The sequence below is a fragment of the Candidatus Saccharibacteria bacterium genome (genome assembly GCA_016700315.1).
Classification (GTDB): domain Bacteria; phylum Patescibacteriota; class Saccharimonadia; order Saccharimonadales; family SZUA-47.
In genome coordinates, this window is record CP065013.1 from 455,836 (window position 1) to 477,297 (window position 21,462).

At 42.8% G+C, this 21,462-nt stretch carries 20 protein-coding genes; 6 read left to right on the forward strand and 14 right to left on the reverse strand.

The features are described from left to right. The 8 genes from IPO96_02330 to sodN form a co-directional block, all read right to left on the reverse strand. Window positions 1-1,719 (reverse strand): cytochrome c biogenesis protein DipZ, encoded by a 1,719-nt coding sequence (locus IPO96_02330; protein ID QQS65370.1) that lies wholly within the window; start codon window positions 1,717-1,719, stop codon window positions 1-3. A gap of 10 nt (window positions 1,720-1,729) precedes the next feature. Continuing rightward, entirely contained in the window at window positions 1,730-2,278 is a 549-nt protein-coding gene (locus IPO96_02335; protein ID QQS65371.1) for a thioredoxin family protein, read from the reverse strand. 77 nt (window positions 2,279-2,355) lie between these two features. After that, complete coding sequence (locus tag IPO96_02340; protein ID QQS65372.1) at window positions 2,356-2,721, reverse strand: hypothetical protein; 366 nt, start codon at window positions 2,719-2,721, stop codon at window positions 2,356-2,358. Then, window positions 2,708-2,905, reverse strand: a complete 198-nt coding sequence (locus IPO96_02345; GenBank protein QQS65406.1) for a helix-turn-helix domain-containing protein — start codon at window positions 2,903-2,905, stop codon at window positions 2,708-2,710. The genes IPO96_02340 and IPO96_02345 overlap by 14 nt, the downstream gene beginning before the upstream one ends. A gap of 234 nt (window positions 2,906-3,139) precedes the next feature. Further along, window positions 3,140-3,658: a hypothetical protein gene (locus IPO96_02350; protein ID QQS65373.1), complete on the reverse strand. Its 519-nt coding sequence runs from the start codon at window positions 3,656-3,658 to the stop codon at window positions 3,140-3,142. Beyond that, window positions 3,658-4,992 carry a cytochrome ubiquinol oxidase subunit I gene (locus tag IPO96_02355; protein ID QQS65374.1) on the reverse strand — a complete coding sequence of 445 codons (1,335 nt, stop codon included), beginning with the start codon at window positions 4,990-4,992 and terminating at the stop codon, window positions 3,658-3,660. The genes IPO96_02350 and IPO96_02355 overlap by 1 nt, the downstream gene beginning before the upstream one ends. A gap of 127 nt (window positions 4,993-5,119) precedes the next feature. After that, window positions 5,120-5,386, reverse strand: coding sequence for a nickel-type superoxide dismutase maturation protease (gene sodX / locus IPO96_02360; GenBank protein ID QQS65375.1), 267 nt, complete (start codon window positions 5,384-5,386; stop codon window positions 5,120-5,122). Window position 5,387: 1 nt separating this feature from the next. Continuing rightward, complete coding sequence (gene sodN / locus IPO96_02365) at window positions 5,388-5,774, reverse strand: superoxide dismutase, Ni (protein QQS65376.1); 387 nt, start codon at window positions 5,772-5,774, stop codon at window positions 5,388-5,390. A gap of 313 nt (window positions 5,775-6,087) precedes the next feature. On the opposite strand from sodN, the gene IPO96_02370 reads away from it, so the two are divergent. Genes IPO96_02370 through IPO96_02380 form a run of 3 tightly spaced genes read left to right on the forward strand, consistent with a single transcriptional unit; the run spans window position 6,088 to window position 7,995 of the window. Beyond that, a complete protein-coding gene (locus IPO96_02370) occupies window positions 6,088-6,564 on the forward strand; it encodes a MerR family transcriptional regulator (protein ID QQS65377.1) in 477 nt (158 codons plus the stop codon). Beyond that, window positions 6,561-7,235 carry an NAD(P)-binding domain-containing protein gene (locus tag IPO96_02375; protein QQS65378.1) on the forward strand — a complete coding sequence of 225 codons (675 nt, stop codon included), beginning with the start codon at window positions 6,561-6,563 and terminating at the stop codon, window positions 7,233-7,235. Before IPO96_02370 ends, IPO96_02375 begins: the two co-directional genes overlap by 4 nt. A gap of 16 nt (window positions 7,236-7,251) precedes the next feature. Beyond that, window positions 7,252-7,995: an SDR family NAD(P)-dependent oxidoreductase gene (locus tag IPO96_02380; protein ID QQS65379.1), complete on the forward strand. Its 744-nt coding sequence runs from the start codon at window positions 7,252-7,254 to the stop codon at window positions 7,993-7,995. Window positions 7,996-8,108: 113 nt separating this feature from the next. Here IPO96_02380 and IPO96_02385 read toward each other — a convergent pair whose 3' ends face one another. Beyond that, on the reverse strand, window positions 8,109-8,522 hold the full coding sequence (locus IPO96_02385; protein QQS65380.1) for a transcriptional repressor: 414 nt from the start codon (window positions 8,520-8,522) through the stop codon (window positions 8,109-8,111). A 148-nt stretch (window positions 8,523-8,670) separates the two neighbouring features. Here IPO96_02385 and IPO96_02390 point away from each other — a divergent pair, with 148 nt between their 5' ends. The 3 genes from IPO96_02390 to IPO96_02400 are packed head-to-tail and all read left to right on the forward strand — an operon-like array spanning window position 8,671 to window position 11,090. After that, window positions 8,671-9,603 carry a zinc ABC transporter substrate-binding protein gene (locus IPO96_02390; GenBank protein QQS65381.1) on the forward strand — a complete coding sequence of 311 codons (933 nt, stop codon included), beginning with the start codon at window positions 8,671-8,673 and terminating at the stop codon, window positions 9,601-9,603. Continuing rightward, on the forward strand, window positions 9,551-10,303 hold the full coding sequence (locus IPO96_02395) for a metal ABC transporter ATP-binding protein (protein ID QQS65382.1): 753 nt from the start codon (window positions 9,551-9,553) through the stop codon (window positions 10,301-10,303). The genes IPO96_02390 and IPO96_02395 overlap by 53 nt, the downstream gene beginning before the upstream one ends. Beyond that, window positions 10,296-11,090, forward strand: coding sequence for a metal ABC transporter permease (locus IPO96_02400; protein QQS65383.1), 795 nt, complete (start codon window positions 10,296-10,298; stop codon window positions 11,088-11,090). The genes IPO96_02395 and IPO96_02400 overlap by 8 nt, the downstream gene beginning before the upstream one ends. 227 nt (window positions 11,091-11,317) lie before the next feature. Here the strand turns inward: IPO96_02400 and IPO96_02405 are convergent, their stop codons facing one another. The 5 genes from IPO96_02405 to IPO96_02425 form a co-directional block, all read right to left on the reverse strand. Then, on the reverse strand, window positions 11,318-11,500 hold the full coding sequence (locus tag IPO96_02405) for a hypothetical protein (protein QQS65407.1): 183 nt from the start codon (window positions 11,498-11,500) through the stop codon (window positions 11,318-11,320). 228 nt (window positions 11,501-11,728) lie between these two features. Then, window positions 11,729-13,087, reverse strand: coding sequence for a DUF2779 domain-containing protein (locus IPO96_02410; GenBank protein ID QQS65384.1), 1,359 nt, complete (start codon window positions 13,085-13,087; stop codon window positions 11,729-11,731). Continuing rightward, window positions 13,087-14,805, reverse strand: coding sequence for a DUF262 domain-containing protein (locus tag IPO96_02415; GenBank protein ID QQS65385.1), 1,719 nt, complete (start codon window positions 14,803-14,805; stop codon window positions 13,087-13,089). Before IPO96_02415 ends, IPO96_02410 begins: the two co-directional genes overlap by 1 nt. Beyond that, window positions 14,802-16,091: an AAA family ATPase gene (locus IPO96_02420; protein ID QQS65408.1), complete on the reverse strand. Its 1,290-nt coding sequence runs from the start codon at window positions 16,089-16,091 to the stop codon at window positions 14,802-14,804. The genes IPO96_02415 and IPO96_02420 overlap by 4 nt, the downstream gene beginning before the upstream one ends. A 159-nt stretch (window positions 16,092-16,250) precedes the next feature. After that, window positions 16,251-20,942, reverse strand: coding sequence for a DEAD/DEAH box helicase (locus tag IPO96_02425; protein QQS65386.1), 4,692 nt, complete (start codon window positions 20,940-20,942; stop codon window positions 16,251-16,253). Window positions 20,943-21,462 lie beyond the last annotated feature (520 nt).

A 21,462-nucleotide genomic window follows, 5' to 3' on the forward strand; every position in this document is an offset into this window, starting at 1 on the left:
TTAGCTACCAAAAGTGAATGCGTTGACGGTGACGCCCGATTGAAATGTCAAAGTTAGCATCTGGTTGGACATAAATTTATCTAAGTTCACGATTTTGTATAGGCGAGCGCCGCTCAGGCTCACTTGTTTTTTTGGGTTAACATCGGCTCCGCCCGGGGAACCCTCACCCTCAACGGATACTTCGACGAGCGATCCGGGTGGACCGCTCATGACGAGGTAGACTTCTTTGGCAGAAAAGTTTATTCTTAGCCTTGATTCGCCCGAAAGGCTTTGGCTAGACTCATCGTTTATTTGCCATTGCCCACCCAGCGACCACTCGTGTTCTTTTAGTTCACTCGCAAGGGAATAGTCTACGGGTTGATCGCCCATAAACTGGGCGGCATTAGCAAAGCGTTCGGCGCGGTCGTAGCCGAGGTATGTTTCTGGTGTTTGCTCGCCGGCTGCCGAGCCTGCGCTACGTTCTATTTCAATTTTTTCTGTAATTGATTTTCCGGATTCCTTAAGTAATTCTTGGATAGTTTTCTCGGTTTCGGCATAGTCGCCCTCACCAAAATGCGTGTACCGAACCTGGCCATCCTTGTCGATCAAGTATTTAGCGGGCCAGAAGCGATTTTGGTACGCTCGCCAGGTAGCAAAGTCGTTATCCAAAGCTACTGGGTACTTAATGCTCGCTTCAACTACCGCGCGCTTGACGTTTTCGGTAACTTTTTCAAAAGCAAACTCTGGAGCATGCACGCCAACGATGACAAATCCATCATCTTTGTACTTGTCGTACCAAGTATTTAAGTATGGCTGAGTCCGTTGGCAATTAATACAGGAATACGTCCAGAAGTCTATAAGTACCACTTTTCCTCTTAAGCCTTTAATGCTCAGTGGGTCGCTATTTATCCACTCTGCAATATTTTTTAGCTCCGGCGCATCATAAGCATCGACATTAAATCTTTCTTTATTTGTGTCGGCAGCGCTATTTGAATGTGACGAATTATCACTTTTTGGAACTAGTTTTTCTTCTAGTAGCTTTATGTTGATAAAATCTTTTTCCACTAGATAAGTTTGTATTTTTTTGTCTAGCCCAGTTGCAACAAGTATCCCAACCAAAATGAACAAAGCAGCGATGCCTCTTTGGAACAATCCCCTGGGGTTGCTTGCCCACTTGATACGCTCTAGCAACCTACGACCAAGTAGCGCTATGGCCAACAATGCCGTAGCCACCCCGAGGACGTAACACGTCAGGTAAAACATCCCGAGTAATGTGCTTGAAGGTAACACGGTGGCAATTACCCAAGCATAGGTTGGGCTACAGCTACTAAAAATGGGGCCTAGCGCCGCACCAATGAGAACTGCCGACAATGTGCCATTTTGTTGTTTGTAGGCTTTACCGAGTAAACCTTGAGTCCTGTGTTCAATGCCCAGCCTTCCGATGATTTGTGCCCATAAATCAGGCAGTAGCATAAAAATACCTAGGATGATTACCAGAATCCCTGAGCCAATCGTCCAGACTTTTGGGTCAATACCTATAAATATGGTTGAAGCCTTGAGAAGCAGAGTAAATAGGATAAGTGAAACAACCAGGCTAGCTGTGATGATATATGGCCGCCACTTGTCCTTTTTCTCTGCCACAAAACTGCCGCCGAGGATGATTGGCAGTAGTGGCAGTACGCACGGGGCTAGAGCCGTCAGCAGCCCCGCAACATATGAAAGTAGTGCCGTTACCAGCATATTTCGTACCTTACGACTTTATACTGTCAATGGCTTTAGTAAGCGAAGTTGCAGACCACTGCGCTGTTTCATTGCCATTGGTATCAACCTGCACAAATGTGTACTGGGTGGTGACGCCGTATTTTTGGCGTAGGTCGGTCGAGCTGTCAAAATCGGTTTTTATTAGCGTGACACCAGCTGGGATTTTTGTCATATCAGCGTTTATTTCTTTATCAATACCTTGGCAGATAGGGCACCAGCTTGCGTGGAAGAAGTAGACTTTCTTTGAATCAGCATATTTACTGGAGTCTTTATTGTAGTCAGCAAGCGTTACATACGAGCCGTGCTTGCTCATGGCGTCGCCCTCGGCCATGGCGTCGCCCTCACTCGCCATTTTATCTTTTTCCATAGCGGCGGCTTCATCTTTTTTCATCATAGCTTCTTCCTCAGTCTTCTTCTCCATCGCCATTTTCTCTTGTTCTTTTTTGTCGTTACGATTATTGTTGTAGGCCATTACTCCACCGCCGACCAATAATACTCCGACAATGCTAGCTACAATTACTGATGTTTTCTTGTTCATGGATACCCCCGCTTTTAGTTAGTTGTATAGAAAAAGTATAAATTGTAGCAAAGACCTGTGTCAAGTTGACTTTACAGTTATCTGCCGTCTTTTGTACGTTGAACGACAATCTTGGTAGCAATCATAGATAGCAGGGCAACCGGGACAATCGGGTCAAGATCGTGATGTAGGCTTTGAATGACCAGCGCAGCAATCAGTACCAACGAACCCGCAATGTATGCCGACCTACTAGCAAGTGCCTGGTTCTGTATTTCACGCTCGTCAACTGGTTGCTCACGCCACAAAAAAACTAAAAACATCGCGATAAGCCCGAGGACGACGGTGAGTATTACCATCTGAAAACTAGAGGGCATCACAAACTTTTTTGGGGCGACCGCAAGAAGGGAAATGGTAGTGAGGCCAAGCAGAAGGACGACGTCGAGTAATGATTTATATTTTTTCATATTTAAAGATCTCCTCCACCTTTTTGTTTAGTATAGCGGCTAATCTAAGCGCTAGCAGCACACTTGGCACATAATTGCCTTTTTCGATAGCAATGATAGTTTGTCTAGTCGCCTGTACCTTATCGGCCAGCTCGTCTTGGGTAATCTTAAGGGCAGTGCGCGCTTCACGCACTGTATTAACCACCGTGTGTTCTTTGTCTCTGATAAACAATTAATAGCTCCCGATTTTGTATAGTCAACCGTACATATCATAGCATATCTCCTGAAGATACGAATATCTGGAGCAAGTTGGACTTTTTGCCTTCTTTATCTGGCTCATAACTCAAACTCCGCCAGTTGGCGGCTGGCAGAAGAGGAAGCTAGAATTGAGAATAAGCAAGATCAAGTAATGTATTCGTCTTGAACGTATTAAACCGACTTATTGTTTCTTGGTTTTATACAAGAAATATAGCGGAACACTTATAAGCGGGATCATTAAAAATAATCCTGGATATAGTAGCGGGAGTAGTATGTCGTTTGATGTGTAAGCCTTGTTTCTCAAGATGATTATAGTTACAATAGCGACCCAAGTAACACAGACCAGCATTAATAAGTGACATATAGCAAAAATCCAATCTACAAATAAATTCGGTTTTTCGGGCCTCTTAAGATAAAACAAATATAGATACACTATTGCGCGAACAATAAAAAAAGCACCAAATGAAATTAGGGGTATGAACACATTCGTGGCGACATCAACAATTGCAGAGCTGTACAGCCACATGAAGTAATTAATCCCTAGGATCAAAAACGTGTGGGTGGCCTCCCATGTTGCATGAAGATACTCGCCGCCCTTGTCTAGAGGCTTACCGATGCGCCGCAGTGAAATGTATGTTTCAACTATGAACATGGGGATATAGGCTAGAATCGGTATAACTACAAACCAAATGGCAGACATCAATACAAACCTTTCGCAGGTTTTACCTCACCTTGTTTCTTAAACAATATCCATAATGCCAGCGAAGTAACCGCAAATAAAATTAGATATAAAATGGGGAAAATGAAACCCCAAGAACCGATTTGCCCAGTAAACGCGTCACTAGTTAGTAGGTACCCATTGACGATAAAAGGCTGTCTCCCAAATTCTGCAACCATCCAGCCAAGCTCTACGACGATAATTGCTAGCGGCCCTAGGGGCAAAAGTGCGATTAATGTCGGCTTTTTATAACGCCAATCACGATACTTTTGCTTGAGCTTTTTTGAATGTAGTGCCGTAAATAAAACTGTAATCACTGCGCTCGAGCCGACTAATAAAAGCTTGGCTTCAAAGAGGAAATTTATAAATAGCATTGGCCATGTATCTTTCGGAAAATCCTGTAGACCCTTAACTTCAGTTGATGGGCTATCTCCTACTAAAATGCTAAGCATGTTTGGGATTTTTACACCTCCCTCGACTTTGCCGTCTTCATTCCAATGACCGCCAAGAATGTATGGAGCATTTTTTTGTGTTGTCTCGTTGAGCTCAATTGCTGCGAATTTACGAGGTTGAGATCTTGCCAAATACTGTGTCTGAAAATGTCCAATAATACCTGTAATACCGATAAAAATTACCGCTGTTGCAGAGAGCCTGAACATAATTTGCCGTACGGCATTTTTGTCGTTGCCCGCTGGCCTAAACTTAAGTGTATAAAATGCGTATATGCCTAGAACACACAGTAACGTTGCTAAATAATACCCTGCAATTGAGTGGCCAACCATAAACAATGCAGTTCTTGATAATAAATTAGCAAGAGGATTAGTCGTCTGAACAACGCCGTCAACTACATTTAATGTCCCCGGATTTTGCATCCACGCATTTCCGAGCGTAATCGCAAAAGCAGATCCTAAGGACCCAAGAGCCACAGGAACTCCGAGCCACCAATGTTTCCAGCCTTTGATCTTGCCCCAAGTCGAGACATAAAAGGCTAAAAATACAGCTTCCAGCATAAACGCATAACCTTCCCAACCAAACGCAAGGCCCATAACTCGTCCACCAAACTTAACTAGTCCGGCCCACATAAGTGACATTTGTATGGCGACTATTGTACCTGAAGCAACCCCCGCAATGACCAGAATAAGAGTTGCATACGAAAGTCGCTTAGCGTGCTCAATAATTATTGGATTTTTCCTACGTATCGCAAGTTGTTCCATTAAAAGAATTACGGGTGGAAGCCCTACGCCAAGTAGTGCGAAAATTATATGAAATGCGAGGCTATCAGCCATCAATGCGCGCGCAGCATCTACATTTATCATTACGCTTATGTTAACAGGGTATTTTCGTTAGTGCAAAAAATGCAGCCGAACATCTTCGTGCATATAAATACGAAGTTTTTTTGGTCCCTAAATTTGGGGTACTAAGATGCTTGCATGCTCAAGTGGCTTACCGCAATTTAAATACCTTACCAATAACCATAGCAAATGGCACTACGCCAAAATGCCTGCTATCAGTACTTGCATCAGTGTTATCGCCAACCACATAAACACCATCTGACTCGACGGCCGTTATTCTTTTTACTTTTTCGAGTCCGCAATGCTTAACCATGACAATATCGTTCACTTTTGGAACGTAACGCCAGCGTCTAACATAGATGATTTGTCCAGGCCTGAGGCTTGGAAGCATACTTGCTCCAACTACTCTACGCAACATACTAAGATGCTTTTTTTGTCTCCCAGAATATTTTGGCAATTTCGTCTATCATTATTAGTAACTTTTTGCCTTCTTCGGGTTCGCTATGGTGCTTGCATTCTCCGGCTTGCTTGGTAGCTCTCCATATTTTGTCATGAAGGTCGGGGTATTTTTCCAGATGTGGTGGTTTGAAATAGTCAGTCCACAGAACCCACAGATGATGTTTTACTAGCTCTGCTCTCTGTTCTTTGATAATAACCGCACGAATTCTATTGTCAGGGTCAAGACCCTCCATTTTCTCTTGTATTGCCAATACACTTTCTGCTTCAATCCTTGCTTGAGCTGGGTCGTAGATGCCGCAGGGTAGGTCGCAGTGAGCGTAAGCTGGTTTGATGTTGAATAACTTCATAACTTTAGTATAGCTTACAAGTAAAATATCTGCCTAGCAGCATCGAAAAGAGCCAGACTTAGTTAAATGAGGCCGTTTAGTCGGAAGACTAATGGGGAATCAAGACGTGGCCTTTGCCAAACGATGCATGCGCATTTTTTAGTATAAGCTCTGTTTGCGGTCGGATTGGCGAATATTCAGCATGCGTTTTTCTGTCCTTGAACCTATTATCACTATAACGAATAAAGTAGCACATACGCCTCCTGGATCGTATAGGAGCTGCCGCTAATTGACCACTTGACTTAGAGTACTCTAAGTCATTTATAGTATGGCTATGGGTCACAAAAGTGATGTTGAGTATCCGGTTGAAATACAAGAAGCGTCGCGGCTCAGTGGTTTGAGTGAGCACACGCTTCGTTACTACGAGAAAATCGGTTTACTACGCCCTATCAGCAGAGACGCAAACAGCGGGCACCGCCTCTATGGCGCAGATGACGTCGCCACATTGCAATCTTTATCGTATTTGAGCGCCTGTGGTTTTTCTATCTCGGAAATGCGCCGTTACCTACAGTATATTCGCAGCGTCGACAACTATGCCGTTGAAGCGCTGAAGATGTTTGTCGAGCACGAAAAAGCCTTTGCTCAGAAGCTGAAGACGCTGAAGTTACAACATGAATACATCCAGACAAAGGTATTGTACTGGCAAGCACGCGTCGAGAACGATGAGACGAAGTTAGATGAAGCTATCACAAAGAACCGCAAGGTAGCAGAACAACTGCTCAATAGTAATCTGTATAGGAGGCAAAAATGAAGATAGCAATACTAGGAACAGGCATGGTCGGCAAAGCGCATGCTGGGCGGCTTGTGGCGCTTGGCCACGAGGTCGCCCTCGGCACGCAAGATGTCGAGGCAACCAAGAAGAGCGATAAGCCCGATAACGCTGGCCAGCTTTTCGCCGACTGGCTGGCAAAAAATCAGAGCGTACAACTTATGCCGTTCCACGAAGCGGCCGAGTTCGGCGACATCATCATCAACGCCCTATCCGGCGAAGTGTCGGTGCTGGTTCTTACGGGTCTCAATCAGCAGATTGGCAAAAAGATAGTTATAGATATTGCCAACCCGCTTGATTTTTCTCATGGCTTTCCGCCAACCCTTTCTGTTAGTAATACCGACAGCCTTGGCGAGCAACTACAGGCGGCCATACCGAAGGCTAGAGTGGTGAAGGCGTTTAACACGCTCACCGCGGCACTGCAAGTGGAGCCTAGTCTCATCGCGAGCGGTGAGCATGCACTTTTCATCAGCGGCAATGACGCTGTGGCCAAACAGCAAGTAACGGAGCTCGCCGAGAGCTACGGCTGGCACACCATCATCGACCTCGGCGATATTTCGACCGCCCGAGGCAGCGAGATGTATTTGCCGCTGTGGCTTCGCCTGATGGACGCACTCGGTACGCCAATGTTTAATATAGCAATCATAAAATAACAAGAGGAGTAAGGTCATGAAATTAACCAATAACACAGTATTAGTAACCGGCGGCGGGTCAGGCATCGGCCAAGGTTTAGCAGAAATGTTGCACGCACGTGGCAACCGCGTCATCATTGCCGGGCGTAACAAAGCTCGGCTCGACGCAGTCACCGCAACGAACGAAGGCATGCAGTCAATCGAGCTCGATATCACCGACAGTGCCTCAATCGACGCTCTAGTCGCGCGGGTCAAGGCAGAGCACCCAAAACTCAATGCCGTTATCTTAAACGCGGGTATTATGAGGCCCGAAGAAGTCGGGAATAACGATGTCCAAACCGCCAAAGAGACGATCGCTACCAATCTGACCGGCGTTATCGAGCTCAATTCCAAACTGTTGCCAGTCATTAGGCCCAATACGAACCCGGTCATTATGACTGTATCATCGGGCCTGGCATTTGTGCCAACATCGATGTTCCCGACCTATTGCGCCACCAAAGCGGCCATCCATTCTTACACCCAGTCGCTGCGCTCACAACTGAAATCTCAGGGCGTGCAGGTGATTGAACTGGCTCCGCCCTATGTCCAGACCGAGCTCACTGGCCCTCAGCAAGCTACCGACCCATCGGCTATGCCGCTGGCTGCATTTATCGAAGAAGTCACGGGCATTCTTGAGGGCAATGATGCGGTTGAAGAAGTGCTGGTTGAGAACGTCAAATATTTGCGTGAGGCTGAGTCAAGCGGCGAATACGCCACCCGCTACGCCGCCCTAAATCAGTAAGCCAACTAAGGTCGCATCTGACGCCGTAAATGTGACTTATGAGGTTCGGCTTCGTGCGGGCAGGAAAGGGGTGGTTTGACCTAGGATGGTATGATGCCACTTGGTAAGTCCGTCTAAGGTTGGCATTTATTGCAGTAGCCGTTTAATTCTACCGAATGTTGCTTTAAGGCAAAACCATAGACAGTCTCTAATGCGTGCAAACTACGTTCTAGTTCATCACTTTTGATGGCTACACTCGACCCACACCGGCTGCACGTAAAGTGATGATGGTGGGGTGAAAAGTCCTCACTCAGTTCAATTTTACTTTTGAACCCACTCCACACTCGATGCGCCACACCGGTCTTCTCAAACAACTGTAGCGTACGATATACGCTTACCATATCCACTTCGCTCGATTTTTCAATAATTTGAGCGACAGTCAGGGCATCATGCGCATCAATCAGTACTTGAAACACAACTGTGCGCGGTCGAGTTACACTATAGCCCTGGTTTTTGAGCAGGGAACTAAGCTTATCTAACGGATTCATCTTGCAAAATTATAGCAAAATTGCAAAAGATTTGCAATAAATCGCAGGGATCATATATCATTGCTCTATGAGAAATGCCTTGGGTATCAGTAAAAACAATCGGATATTTGTGAGCACGGGATATTAATTGTTAAAGGAGTTATAAACGATGAAAAATGAACGAAGTTGGAGGTTGGGAGCGGCAATCGCCATTGTGGCGGTACTTATTGTGGGAATCCTGGCAGTGACTAAAAACCAAAACAGCAAAACTGATGACAAAGTAAGCGTGGTAGCAAGTTATTACCCACTTTATGATTTTGCAAAAAACGTCGGCGGTGACAAGATATCCGTGAAAAACATAACGCCAGTTGGCTCTGAGCCTCATGACTATGAACCCTCCCCGCAGCAGTTAGTTGAAGCTCAAAAAAGTAATGTGTTTGTTTATAACGGCGGCACAATGGAACCGTGGGTTGACAAGTTTATAGCCGACTATAAGAGCATTGGCGTGCAAGCAGGCAGCGGCATTGATTTTGTCGAAGGTTCGGACGAAGAAACTGGCGAGCTTTCCGAAGACATTAAAGACCCACATTTTTTGCTTGACCCAGTACTTGCTCAGCAAATTGTGAACAACATTCGCGATGGACTAATCAAGGCTGACCCTAAAAACAAAGATTATTTTAGCTACCGTGCTAAAGCATATAACAATAAGCTTGCCCAGCTAGACCAAGATTTCAAAACTGGCCTTGCTACTTGCCAAAGCCGAAGCGCTATTACTTCGCACGCTGCTTTCGGATATTTAGCAAAAAGGTATAATTTAGATATTGTTTCAATCGCCGGTATTACTCCGGGTGAAGAACCAAGCGCCGCCAAGCTTGCCGACCTAACAAAGCTTGTCAAAGATAAACAAATTAAATATGTTTTCTTTGAAGGCTTAGTGAGTCCTAAACTTGCCGAAACGGTAGCAAGCGAAACAGGTGCAAAAACAGCGGTATTCGATCCCGTAGAAGGAGTTAGTGATGATGACCAAAAACAAGGCAAAGACTACCTTAGTGTCCAGCGAGAAAACCTTGCCAATCTACGAACAGCCCTCGCATGTCAGTAAAAAGCTACTACTTGATGCCGACAATATTGGCGTGACTATTGGCAGCAACATTATACTGGAAGATATTTCTTTCTGTGTTCACGCTGGCGAGTTTGTCGGCTTAATTGGTCCAAATGGCGCGGGCAAGACAACTCTGCTGCGTGTTTTGCTTGGACTTATGCTGCCCACGCAAGGGCAGCTATCCATGAAGCCGCAAAATATTGGTTACGTACCGCAAAGGGGTTACACGCACGACAACCAAGTACCGCTCTCTGTTTTGGAAGTGGTAAAACTTGGAGCACGTGGCAATAACGAGCGGGCAAAACAAGCACTTTTGGAAGTAAACATGCAGAATGCCGCTCATAAGCGCTTTACTGAGTTGTCTGGTGGCCAGCAACAGCGGGTGCTGATTGCTAAAGCTCTAGCTAGCAACCCAACGATTCTTATACTCGATGAGCCGACCACTGGCGTAGACAATAATTCTCAGGCTGAGTTTTTTGAAACGATGTTTAGGCTCCATAAGAAAGGTATAGCTGTAGTTATGGTCTCTCACGACGTAGATACCGTGCTAAAAGTAGTCACCCGTGTTATGTGTCTCAACCGCAGTATATTGTACGATGGTCCGCCTCAGCACTTTGAGGAAGACAAGTTTATGCCGCGCCTATACAACCAACAACATGTCTTATTACACCACCAACACCAGGACGCAAAAAATGTTTGAGATTTTTCAATACTCTTTTATGGTGCGTGCGTTCGTTGCAGGGCTACTAGTGGCTATTACCGTACCGCTTATGGGTAGTTTTCTGGTTGCTCGTCGTTATTCTTTGATAGCTGATAGTCTAGCTCATGTTAGCCTGGCTGGTATAGGCGCTGGTTTGCTACTGAACACTACGCCAATTTTTCTGGCTATACCCGTAACTATGGCAGGTGGCTTGGTGATGGAATATTTGCGTCAGAATAAAAAAGTAAGCGGCGAAACGAGTTTAGCAATTTTAATGAGTAGCGGTCTGGCTATTGCCGTAGTGCTTGCAAACCTAGCTCAAGGAGGGCGCGCAGATTTTAATTCCTATCTTTTTGGCAGCATTGCAACTACCGCCGTAAAAGATATTTATGTGCTTTTAGCCGCAGCAGCGGTAGTAATTGGGCTGTTGCTCATAAACTATCGAGCATTCTTACACATTGCATTTGACGAAGATAGCGCCCGGATTGCCGGCTATAAAGTAAGCGCCTTAAATTATTTGTTGGCTGCTATGACAGCTTTGGTGGTGGTCTTAAGCCTGCGCATAGTCGGGGGGCTACTTATCAGTGCGCTCTTGGTTATTCCCGTAATAGCAGCCAGTCGATTTAGCCAAAGTTTTGGTCAAACGATTTTGTTAGCCACCTTTTTTGCAGTAATTGCCGTTATCGTCGGGTTGTTCATGGCATTTTACGTAGGAATTGCAGCTGGCGGTGCCATAGTTGTAGCCGCGTTAATCATTTTTTTGTTGGCACTTTTGCTTGGCAAATGATCAGCTACTAGGGCGAGGCTACTAGAGTAAAATAAGAGAAATGCATGCTGTAATTTACCAATAAAATAAAATGGCCAGATAATTCTGACTCACTTTCTTTTGGCTCACAACTCCGCCAGCTGGCGGAAAGGGAAGTTATAATCACGATTAAGCACGATTATACTTATGCTATACTCTAATCAATGATACGAGTGAGTGGGGAGTTGTAGCCCTTTCCTCTCACTCAACTACTGCTTACGCAGTAAATCGTTGAGCGATCCTTCACCTGTCTTTTTCAAGAGGGTGCCGAGTTGCATATCATCACGGACTTTGAAGTCCACGTTGTATTGCTTCTCGATGGTCTTAACCAATGTGTCACTACGTTTTTGACGTAATGGTCCACTTTGATTACGTGATCTGTACCCAGCCATGCCAGGTGCATCAGGTGCACGTTTGTTTGCCATAGTGTTTGTTCTCCTTTCTCGTCAGCATTACTATTGGTGGCTGACGTCTGCTGTACCGTCTTGCACCAATACTTACTTCTTAGAGAGTCGAGAGGAGGTCTCCCCACTCACTCGTATCTATGAACTTCTCTATTATAACTCTCAAGCTTTACGCTATATATTGTGTTATTTACATTCAAATAAACACTAAATAGCTTATGCTTGCAGTCGTGTTAAGCAGCGGTAAATTTCGACCATTGCCAGTGTATCGAGCTTACAGTATTCGATTAGATCGGCGAGAATTTGCTCTTTTTGGTCAGCTCGCTTATCGTCAAGTATCGCCTCCATCCAGAGTCGTTGGGCTGAACCACCTTCTTGGATGCCTAGTTCCTGATAAGAAAGCTCTGGGCAGACTACGGGCAAGACTTGTTTTATGCTTGCACTACCATTAAATCGTGGATCATCGTACCACTTGTTCTTAAATGGGATTATTAGATCAACAACTCGGGCATTGATAGCCTCCATTGCTTCTTTGTATTCTGGGAGCATTTCGCCAAGTTCTGTATTTCGACTTTTCTCAAACTTCTCGTACCAAACAAGTACTGTGCCTTTCGTTCCAATATCATTTAAGAGCTGTTCGGTGAGAGGGCGTGATGGGTCTGAATTCTCACGATGAAGGTATTCCTTCCACTCAAGTTCGGCATCTGGAGATTTTATGATGTGTAGTGAATACTGAAACGGAACTTGCTGATACGGGCGGTGGCCATCAAAATAAGGAATAAGGCCTGACATGGTTTCATAATCCAGAAAATAGAGTGGATATTGAAGATCACCAAGAAAACGCTTGATCTCATCGTGTTGAATAGCTGGTAATACGTCCTCCTCTTGAGATATTGGTTCTGATGTTACTACAATGGCGTATATTTTGAGCCAATCATTCTTTGATCCAAGCTTAGCAAGATTAGGATTGGGATCTGGCATATTAGGTCGTTTTGCAATTTCGAGTGCAAGTGGCATATATTTTGCTGTCAGCTCACTCTTAGCTCGAACAGATTCAGATACATCCTGAATATGAGTAATTCCATCTGCTAATATATCTCCCTGACGAACATATTGATTATTGACGTGTATAACGTGGATTTTTCGTACATTCAATCCACTACCTTCAAGCACGGCGGTTTGAAACGCAAGGTCAAACTCATGTTCCGCCTTTACTTTGGTGCTGGCTTTGACTTCAAATAAATCTACTTTATTCTTACCAACGAAACTGACAATATCGCATATACAGGTGAAGTCCTGCCACTCGAAACGAGGTTGGAATAATACCTGATCTCCACGATCAATTGCATCCTGTGTTCGCTTGGGCAGTGTTAGATATTCATTATAGTCAGAGAATCCAAGCGTTTCTCCCTCTGGGAATAATGACTCAGCGTATGGCTCAAACTGATGCCCAGCATCGAACATTGCTTGAGTGTTTTCGTCAACTGGAGGAATCTTCTTTGGGTCATTCTTTTTTATCCAAAGCCAAGCTGGGTGCTTCAGGAACAACATGTAGTCTGACTTAGATAGTTGCACTAAGATACCTTTTCAAGAATATCTATTATTACTTGATTTGCCCTAGCATCTTGGAATAGAGCAAAATCATCAGAAAGCATAGCATTTAGTCCGTCCGCGTTTATGTAGTGATGACGAAGAATTGCTTCTCGTTGATCTATGTCTATTAGCGCAGGGTCATTGAGATAAATTGATGGTGCTTTGTTACTAATTTTCCGGTTTGTTACATCAGAAATTAGTGTTCTGTTCAATACACAATTTATTTGACTATCTGTTAGCTTGAGATCGCTATTCTTGTAATGTTTTGCAAGGTAATTTTTTGGGAAGATATGGTGGTCATCGAGCGTATGTAATGTAATTGCATCGTCAATTCTAAAGTCCCTAGCACCCTTAAGCGCCGAAAGACACATAACTCCGCTATAAACCGAACTACCAGATCTGCTGGTCGAGTAGAGCTTATTAAGAAGATACTTGTGGTCGAGGTCCTGGCTAATTCTTGCCAAAACATCACTGTCATTCGATTTGCCCATCAAGTAATCCCTTAGATCACGGAAGTCACTTGTCGTAGTAGACTCGACCGCACTTGAATATCTCTCCCCAAAAACAGAGCCCCAGTACCATTTGTCAATGGCTCGAGTACTTGTAGCGTCTAGTCGCTCTGATTGTGAAATGTGTATTAGGGCACCTAGAGTTACAGCCGTACCTGGATATGGTATCCATTTAGTATCAAATGCACCGTATCCCTGGGTGCTCTTGATTCTGGCTAATGCTTTATCTAAAGATGTTGCAGCAACAACGAAGTCTGTCTCGAAGTTATCGGCGGATAGATTTATTAGTGTGGATGACTTAACATCAAGTCCACGGAGTAAGGCTATGATCCTTAGAATAAAGATTGCATAAATGTCTGGGTCTTCATCCGATACATGGCTAATGTTTTCGTGTTGTTGTCGAGCTTCCCGCCAAAGTTGTCTCAATGCAATATTCGATCTATACAAACGTGCCGTTAAAAGATCAAAGACGGTTAACTTCACGCCCTTGCTATTCATTTTTTCAAACACAGCACATATTTCTGCAATCCCGTCTGCATCATCGTCTTTCACCTTGTCAATTTGTAATGTTGCCACCGTAAAATTAAAGAAAGGTTGTAGCTTTGCTTGCCAGGCCAGTACTTCCATGGCTCGTTCGGGCTTTATGGCATCGTCAGCGCTAGACATATATTCGGCTTGCCAAGCGTTCCAATGTGCTTGAGTGAGTGCAGTGAATGGTACAGTCTTCTTTTCAAACTGCAATTCCTTATTTTCGATCAATCTTCTTACATCTCTCTCGCGCTCACCATATATAGCATTTTCCAGGTCGTCTTTCATAAGTGCTACTAGATTTAGGAAAAATCGATAAGGGCTAGAAGTGTATTTTAGATTTACATTCTGTGGTGCATAAAGTACGTAATGGAGAGTTGTGATACGCTGCTGACCATCAAGAATATATTTCTGTACGGTGTCTTCTGAGGCAATATCTGCGACACCTTCAATTGTTCTGTAAGCAAAAGGTAAGCTTTTGCTATCTGCATCCTGTAGCAATATAGATCCTATGAAGTAGCCCTTGAAAATAGAGATCAGCAAATCTTTCACATCTGCATATGGCCATACAAAGCTACGTTGAAATTCAGGTAAAACCAACTGTCCTTTCTGGGCTTTCTCTACTAGCCCAAATAAGCTTTGGTTATCTGGTGTTATTTTCATACTTTAATTTCTCCTTCTACTACAGCTTTTTTCATAAAATCAACAATATCTGGGTCTACTATCACATCATAGCGCTTAACTGGCGAATCTAAATATAACCCTTCTAGTGAGACGCATCTACTCAATGCAACGTAGGTTTGTCCATGTGCAAATGCACCATCACTTAGGTCGACTGCTACGGATTGATACGTCTGACCCTGTGATTTATGTATTGTTATTGCCCACGCTAAACGTATTGGAAGTTGCTTGAAAGAGCTGATAACTTTCTTATCGAGCTTTCGTTCATCGGGGTCATATTCATATTGGATTTTATCCCAACTCGCAGGTGCAATAGTGTGCTCAACACCATCTATATTTACCCTTACAATGTCTTGATTCAATTTTGTTACTACGCCAAGTGTTCCGTTTACCCAACGACGTGGCTTTTCAGTATCATTCTTTAGCATCATGACCTGTGCTCCGACTTTTAGCTTTAGTAGCTTTTCTGTGGGGAATGAACTTTGTGTTATATTTCCCCAAATCTCCGCTTCGTAAGTTCTTTCTTCGCCAGATAACTCTGCAAGCTTTTTATGATTTATATATGAAACCGTAGAATTATGACCCGCAAGAGTAATAAACCCGCCCTCTGGCTTTTCTGCCTTGGTACGTTCATTTAGTTCTTTCAGCTGATCTTCTTTGATCTTTCCATATCTTATAGAATTTAGTATTGCTTTGAAATCAGCATCTTTTTGTCGGAATATCTTATTTAATTCGTAGATACTTAGGTTTGAATTTTTGATCGAGGGGGCATTGAAGAAATAGACTCCGCCAAAGTTATGTTTGAAGTACCTATCTAATTCTCCGTCCGTAACTACTGGCGGTAGCTGATACAAATCACCAAACATTACCATCTGAATACCGCCAAACGGCTCATCGTTTTTGCGTGCTATTTGTAGCTTTTCACTGATTGCTTCCATAAGATCAACACGAACCATCGAGATCTCATCGATAACAACCGTATCTATATTTCGAAGCAACTCACGTAATTTGTAGTCTACCTTTAGATCATCAAAATCAATATCAAATGGCATTTTGAAGAACGAATGTATAGTCTGACCACCGACATTAAGTGCAGCAACTCCAGTAGGCGCTACTACTACAACTCGCTTGCCACTATTTTCAACAAAATATTGGAGGAGAATAGACTTACCAGTACCAGCTTTGCCAGTTATATAGTAATTATCATTTGTCGTCTCGATGAGATTAAAAATGTTTGCTTGCTCATCGCTAAGCGTGATGCTTGATATGTCTACTTGCTTTATGTTGAGCTTTGGTTTCGGCTGAAGTCGGGGACTAGGAGTCGGTTTTTGATATGTGCTTTGGCTCGTATTTTTATTACCAGAAGCTTCACCCACGAAGTAGGCTATAGCACCTACTAAGCCAATGACTATTAGCCACTCCACGGCTTAGGTATCTTTCTCGCTAAAATCAAGCTTCGGCAGGTTACTAACAATGTCTACTGTCTGTACGCTTACATTGATGACACTTAACAGTAGATCAAGTATATATCTAGGGTTCCCAACCTCTTTTGCCCAATCATTCGGGTCATTTGTGATGCCTGTCTTCTTGTCGGTTCTTACTTGATACCTATCAATAATCCACTCTATTGCACTCTTGCCATTTACTACATACTCATACGCTTTTTCAGGAATATCATCGATTGTTATCTGGGCATTGTATATTATCTTATCCTTGTGCTCCTTATTCGGGAATTTCATCTTCTGGACAATATAATTATTGTGTTGGGTACCGGTCACCTTAACGCCTTCATAAGGCAGAACGTCTTCATAATTTACATGTATGTCAGCGAGCTTTCGGCCAGCCTTACTGAATTCCCAGAATTCTTCGGGTTTTTCTACTAGTGGCAATCTTGGTAGCATTTTTGATAAGTCATTTGCGAATTCATGCCGATAATCAGTGCTATGAAGTAAGCCATACACATAGTAGAATATATCCTCTTTAGAAATATTCTGGTTAGGGTACTGGTCATTAGCTGTCCGTAAGACGTAATCGCTGATACCGTCTTTTCTCACATAATCATCGTTAGTTTCGCCAAATAATGACGGCATTGAGTTATTTATCTTTTCATAAAGATGTAGCGGGTAGCACTGTGAATTCTGCATAACTTGGTAGTCTGAGACAAGATTAGTCATAAGTGAGGAAAACTCCTTTGAACCACCAATGCCAGTAACACAAATCGTGTAGTTCTCATTTGTGCCTACTGAAATGTCATTCCATTTACCAGGGCGGTAAATTGTAGGTTTTGATCTCACCATGAACTGCTTAAAGAACGGTCTATAAACCACCGTGTCCAGGATGTCTTTTTTAACTCGATTTTCAACCCAATAGTCATTAGATATTTTTGAATTGTATACCTTTGCATCACCTTTGCTTTGTATGCCCATTGACTTTACATTGAACACAGATTTGTCCTCGTCGTTTTCTTGCAGGGGCAGAAATTTCTTGAAGGAATCGTTTCTTAGATTAACCCAATCTGCATGTTCATTTGGATGTATAGTCTGCCAGCTCATTACAGATTCTACAGTTCTAAATTCACTAATCGTTTTTAATTTCTGGTCTTGTGATAAATAATCGCCAATATCGAGGTAGTATATTTTAGCTTTATCGCTTTGATTTTCTTGGTCTTTAACCAATAATGTAATTGATATTGGCGTTCTCGTACCAGCACCAAAAACGTTGCCAGCTTCACGCCTACGCTGTTCACCACTAGTGCGTGCATTACCTCTAAGATTAAAGACGTATATGCTAGTAAATTCCTCTTCTAGACTTTTCCTGAAACCAGACATAGCTGAGTTCTCAAGCCAAGCACCATTGCTTACGAAACCAACTACGCCACCCTCATCACCTAAGCGATCTGAAGCCCAGCGGTACGCCTTAATGTAAGAATCGTATAACTTATTTTTGTTATTCGTATCAACACTTTTTGCATAGGTTTTTTCTATTCTTTTTTCTAGCTTAGGGTATTTCTGATTCTGTGCATTGTCATCAGTAGATTTTTGCCCTGCAGAATATGGAGGGTTACCGATGATTACCCTTAGTGGAGACTTCTTTTGGCGTTGTAGGCGTTCTGAGTTCTCTGCGAGGGCTTCACTGAACAATTTAGCATTGTCATCTTCTTCATAGAGCTGGAATGTATCTGTAAGTACTACGCCTTCGAAGCTATCATACTCGTCTTTTTCTAGTAAATCATGGTAGGCGTTCTCGATATTCACTGCCGCAATATAGTAAGCAAGCAGTACGATTTCATTTGCGAATATTTCTTGTTTATATTTTCTCTCTAGGTCTCTAGGTTCGATAACGCCACTTTGGAGTAATCTCGTAATGAATGTACCCGTGCCTGTAAATGGGTCTAAGATATTTACATTTTCATCACTTAAGCTTCTGCCGAACTCTTTCTTGAGCACATCATTTACTGAATGAATGATAAAGTCCACAACCTCAATAGGCGTATAAACAATTCCTAATTGTTCTACCATTTTAGGAAATGCAGTCTTAAAGAATTTGTCGTATAGCTCAACAATGATTCGTTGCTTACCCTCAGAGTTGTCTATGCCTTCGGCACGCTTACGAACTGACTTATAGAACCCTTCTAATAGTTCTGCGTCAACATCTTCAATTGCTTTAGCTTCAATGGCATCTAAAGCTTTTTGCATAGAGATTGATACAGCATTGTTTTGCACAAACGAGTAACCCTCAAACAAAGCCTCAAAAACTGGTTTAGTAATAATGTGCTGAGAAAGCATTTCAATAGCTTGCTGTTCTGTAATGGAAGGATTGATATTTTTTTGTAGACCCTTAACAAACTGGCGGAATGCCATGTGTGCTTCGTCATCTTCGTCAACAATTTTTGTAATCCGAATTATTTGACGTTCTGCAATATCTGCTACATTTTTAGCCCAGTTCTCCCAATACTGACGATCACCAACTTTCTGCACCATCTTTGCGTATATTGCTGTTTGTAGTGCATCAAATTGCAGACCGAGCTGAGTGTTTTTAACTTGTGCCTGTGCTGATTCAAGATCGTTGAAGGGGTCACCATCACCATCTGGATCTGGACGACCAACTAATATTTGATCTGGACGGTTTTTATTTAGATCAATCTTGTTGACGGTCGCGTTAAAACGGTCGTCGTGAGCTCGCAATGCATTAAGTACGGTCCAGACAACTTTATATCTTTCATTATCATCGAGGGCTTTTTCTGGCTCGACATCCGTTGGCACTACAATTGGTATAACTATGTAACCATATTTTTTTCCAGGACTTTTACGCATTACACGCCCAACAGACTGTACTACATCTACTTGTGAATTTCGTGCAGACAGGAACATTACGGCGTCTAGAGACGGAACATCTACACCTTCACTAAGACAACGCACGTTAGTCAATACCCGTGCTTCTTGTTGATTTTCAAGCTCTTCCTTAAGCCATGACATTAGTTCGTCTCGTTGTGTAGCTGACATAGCACCATCGATATGCTTTGAATTGAGCTGGACGAGTGTTTCTCGTTTTAACTCTGGAACAGATTCTGAGTAGGTGTCACTAATAGCATTGAAAGAGTCGGTTATTTTTTTAGAGGTCTTAATATTTGAAGTAAAAGCTACTGCTCGTCTCATAGGTTCAGGATCATAAATATGAACCGTGCCTTTTTCACCCAATATTTGCTTGGACATAGCATTGATACAACCAATAAGCTTTGATGCGTCGTCAACGCTAATTTCGTGTTCTGGATTTTGTATGACTTTTTGGACTTCTGGGGTTACATCGTTTTCTGAAAGAGTGAGGATTAAAACCTTATAGTCTGACAAAAGATCATGTTCTACAGCCTCTCCAAAGCCTATACGATAGATCTCTTTTCCGTACAATGCCTCGTCATCCATAGAGCAAATAACTGCTGAGGAATCTTCAGCTTTACGCTTTGATTCCTCGCCATACAAGCGAGGGGTAGCTGTCATGTAGATACGCTTGTCAGCATTTATGAATGCATTGTCATGAATTTTTACAAAAGCAGATTCATCATTACCTGCAAGAGTTACTCCAGTAGTTCTATGTGCTTCATCGCATATTACTAGATCAAATTTTTCGTACTTACTACCTATGCTCTCAAGTCGTTTTTGTGCTTTAGAGATAACATCTATTGACTGATAGGTTGAGAATACGACAGTCAGCCCCTTCTTATTAGTCATTTCAAAGTATTCAAATTGCTTTAGTATTTGATTGACATTAGTAGAAGCCGGAATAGCTAGATCAACAATGCTAAATGTCTGGGCATCTTCATTCTTCTTTTTGTCTTTAGTAATCTCAGAGTCCGAACATATTGCTATCGGGTTTATTTCTTCCTTTGCATCAGCAGTCCATTCACGCAGTGTCTGACCAAGTAAGGCAATAGATGGGACAAGGAACAACACAACTCCATCTTTTTGCGTTATTTCTTCTGCGATACGTAAACTCGTAAATGTCTTACCTGTACCGCAAGCCATTATCAATTTTCCTCTACTGTTTCCTTGAGAGAAATAATCCATAGACTTGTGAAGCGCATCACGCTGATGAAATCGAAGTTCCTTTTTGGCGGTACGTGCCTTGTCGCCATAGATGCCCTGATCTATCTTTAACCAGTCAACTGGAGCCTCTTCCAGATCATTTAGGCTTAACCTAGTAACTGGTGGGTCTTGATGTAGTAAAGTCTCATTTGCCGTAGAAGTCCATTTATTGGTAGTCGATACCCATAAGCGATAGCTAAACTTAATTCGGTTTTTATCTGCATCTTCAAAACTTTTGCCTGAAGTAGACAGGAATGTATCAACTTCTTCTTTACTAATACCTGAGTCTGCCTGATAGCACTTACATTGGATGGCCCAGTATTCACCCTCAGTAGTGAGTGCAACTAAATCTATCCCGACATCTTTTCCGCCGAATGAACTTCTATGTGGAAATTCATTCCAAAGCCATATTTTTTCTAGATGCCTATACTTTGGGTCAGTATAAAAGTAGGCTTGAATTAGGCGTTCAAATCTTGTTCCTTTATCTCGTTCCGAGTGAGCTAAATTGCGGTATTTTTCTAGAATTTTGTTGAATGCCATATTATAAACTATTGTATCTTAAAATTACCTCTGTTGGAAACTTGCTTTTTATTGGCCGTAAATGACACGGTTATGTTTGCAGCAAATAAAATTACTCGTAAATTGCAAGAAAACACGTCCTGACCACTCCAAATGCGTGTCAGTGGGCATCAAATAATCGTTCATCTATTTGGTAATTATTTGGTTGGGGTATGGCTCACAAATTTTTCGGCCAGATTTTCGACCCTAATCGTCGTTTTTGTATCTAATTTCGGATGGGTTATCTAGCAAAATTTTGTTCGATGCTACAAGTTAAGCTACTGAACAGTACGAAAACTAAATGACACTTTGTTGCGACACTCTATCGCATAATTTACCCTGGCTGTAAAAGCCGTATCACAGACTATGACGAATATGTAAAGGGCCTGAAAGCTCGACGAGAGCTATTAGACGACCAGCTCGTTAATTTGGCCCACAATGATAAAGATTCTCCATTGACCAGTTAGTATCTGTTAGAAATAGCTGCAGAAGCTCCTAAGCT

Bases quoted from the DNA above. Each gene is read 5' to 3' on its own strand.
- IPO96_02385 (QQS65380.1), bottom strand. From the start codon at position 8,522: ATGAATCCGTTAGATAAGCTTAGTTCCCTGCTCAAAAACCAGGGCTAT.
- IPO96_02350 (QQS65373.1), bottom strand. From the start codon at position 3,658: ATGTCTGCCATTTGGTTTGTAGTTATACCGATTCTAGCCTATATCCCC.
- IPO96_02370 (QQS65377.1), top strand. From the start codon at position 6,088: ATGGGTCACAAAAGTGATGTTGAGTATCCGGTTGAAATACAAGAAGCG.
- IPO96_02330 (QQS65370.1), bottom strand. From the start codon at position 1,719: ATGCTGGTAACGGCACTACTTTCATATGTTGCGGGGCTGCTGACGGCT.
- sodX (QQS65375.1), bottom strand. From the start codon at position 5,386: ATGTTGCGTAGAGTAGTTGGAGCAAGTATGCTTCCAAGCCTCAGGCCT.
- IPO96_02415 (QQS65385.1), bottom strand. From the start codon at position 14,805: ATGAAAATAACACCAGATAACCAAAGCTTATTTGGGCTAGTAGAGAAA.
- IPO96_02425 (QQS65386.1), bottom strand. From the start codon at position 20,942: ATGGCATTCAACAAAATTCTAGAAAAATACCGCAATTTAGCTCACTCG.
- sodN (QQS65376.1), bottom strand. From the start codon at position 5,774: ATGAAGTTATTCAACATCAAACCAGCTTACGCTCACTGCGACCTACCC.
- IPO96_02335 (QQS65371.1), bottom strand. From the start codon at position 2,278: ATGAACAAGAAAACATCAGTAATTGTAGCTAGCATTGTCGGAGTATTA.
- IPO96_02375 (QQS65378.1), top strand. From the start codon at position 6,561: ATGAAGATAGCAATACTAGGAACAGGCATGGTCGGCAAAGCGCATGCT.
- IPO96_02405 (QQS65407.1), bottom strand. From the start codon at position 11,500: ATGGCTGGGTACAGATCACGTAATCAAAGTGGACCATTACGTCAAAAA.
- IPO96_02390 (QQS65381.1), top strand. From the start codon at position 8,671: ATGAAAAATGAACGAAGTTGGAGGTTGGGAGCGGCAATCGCCATTGTG.
- IPO96_02355 (QQS65374.1), bottom strand. From the start codon at position 4,992: ATGATAAATGTAGATGCTGCGCGCGCATTGATGGCTGATAGCCTCGCA.
- IPO96_02380 (QQS65379.1), top strand. From the start codon at position 7,252: ATGAAATTAACCAATAACACAGTATTAGTAACCGGCGGCGGGTCAGGC.
- IPO96_02400 (QQS65383.1), top strand. From the start codon at position 10,296: ATGTTTGAGATTTTTCAATACTCTTTTATGGTGCGTGCGTTCGTTGCA.
- IPO96_02340 (QQS65372.1), bottom strand. From the start codon at position 2,721: ATGAAAAAATATAAATCATTACTCGACGTCGTCCTTCTGCTTGGCCTC.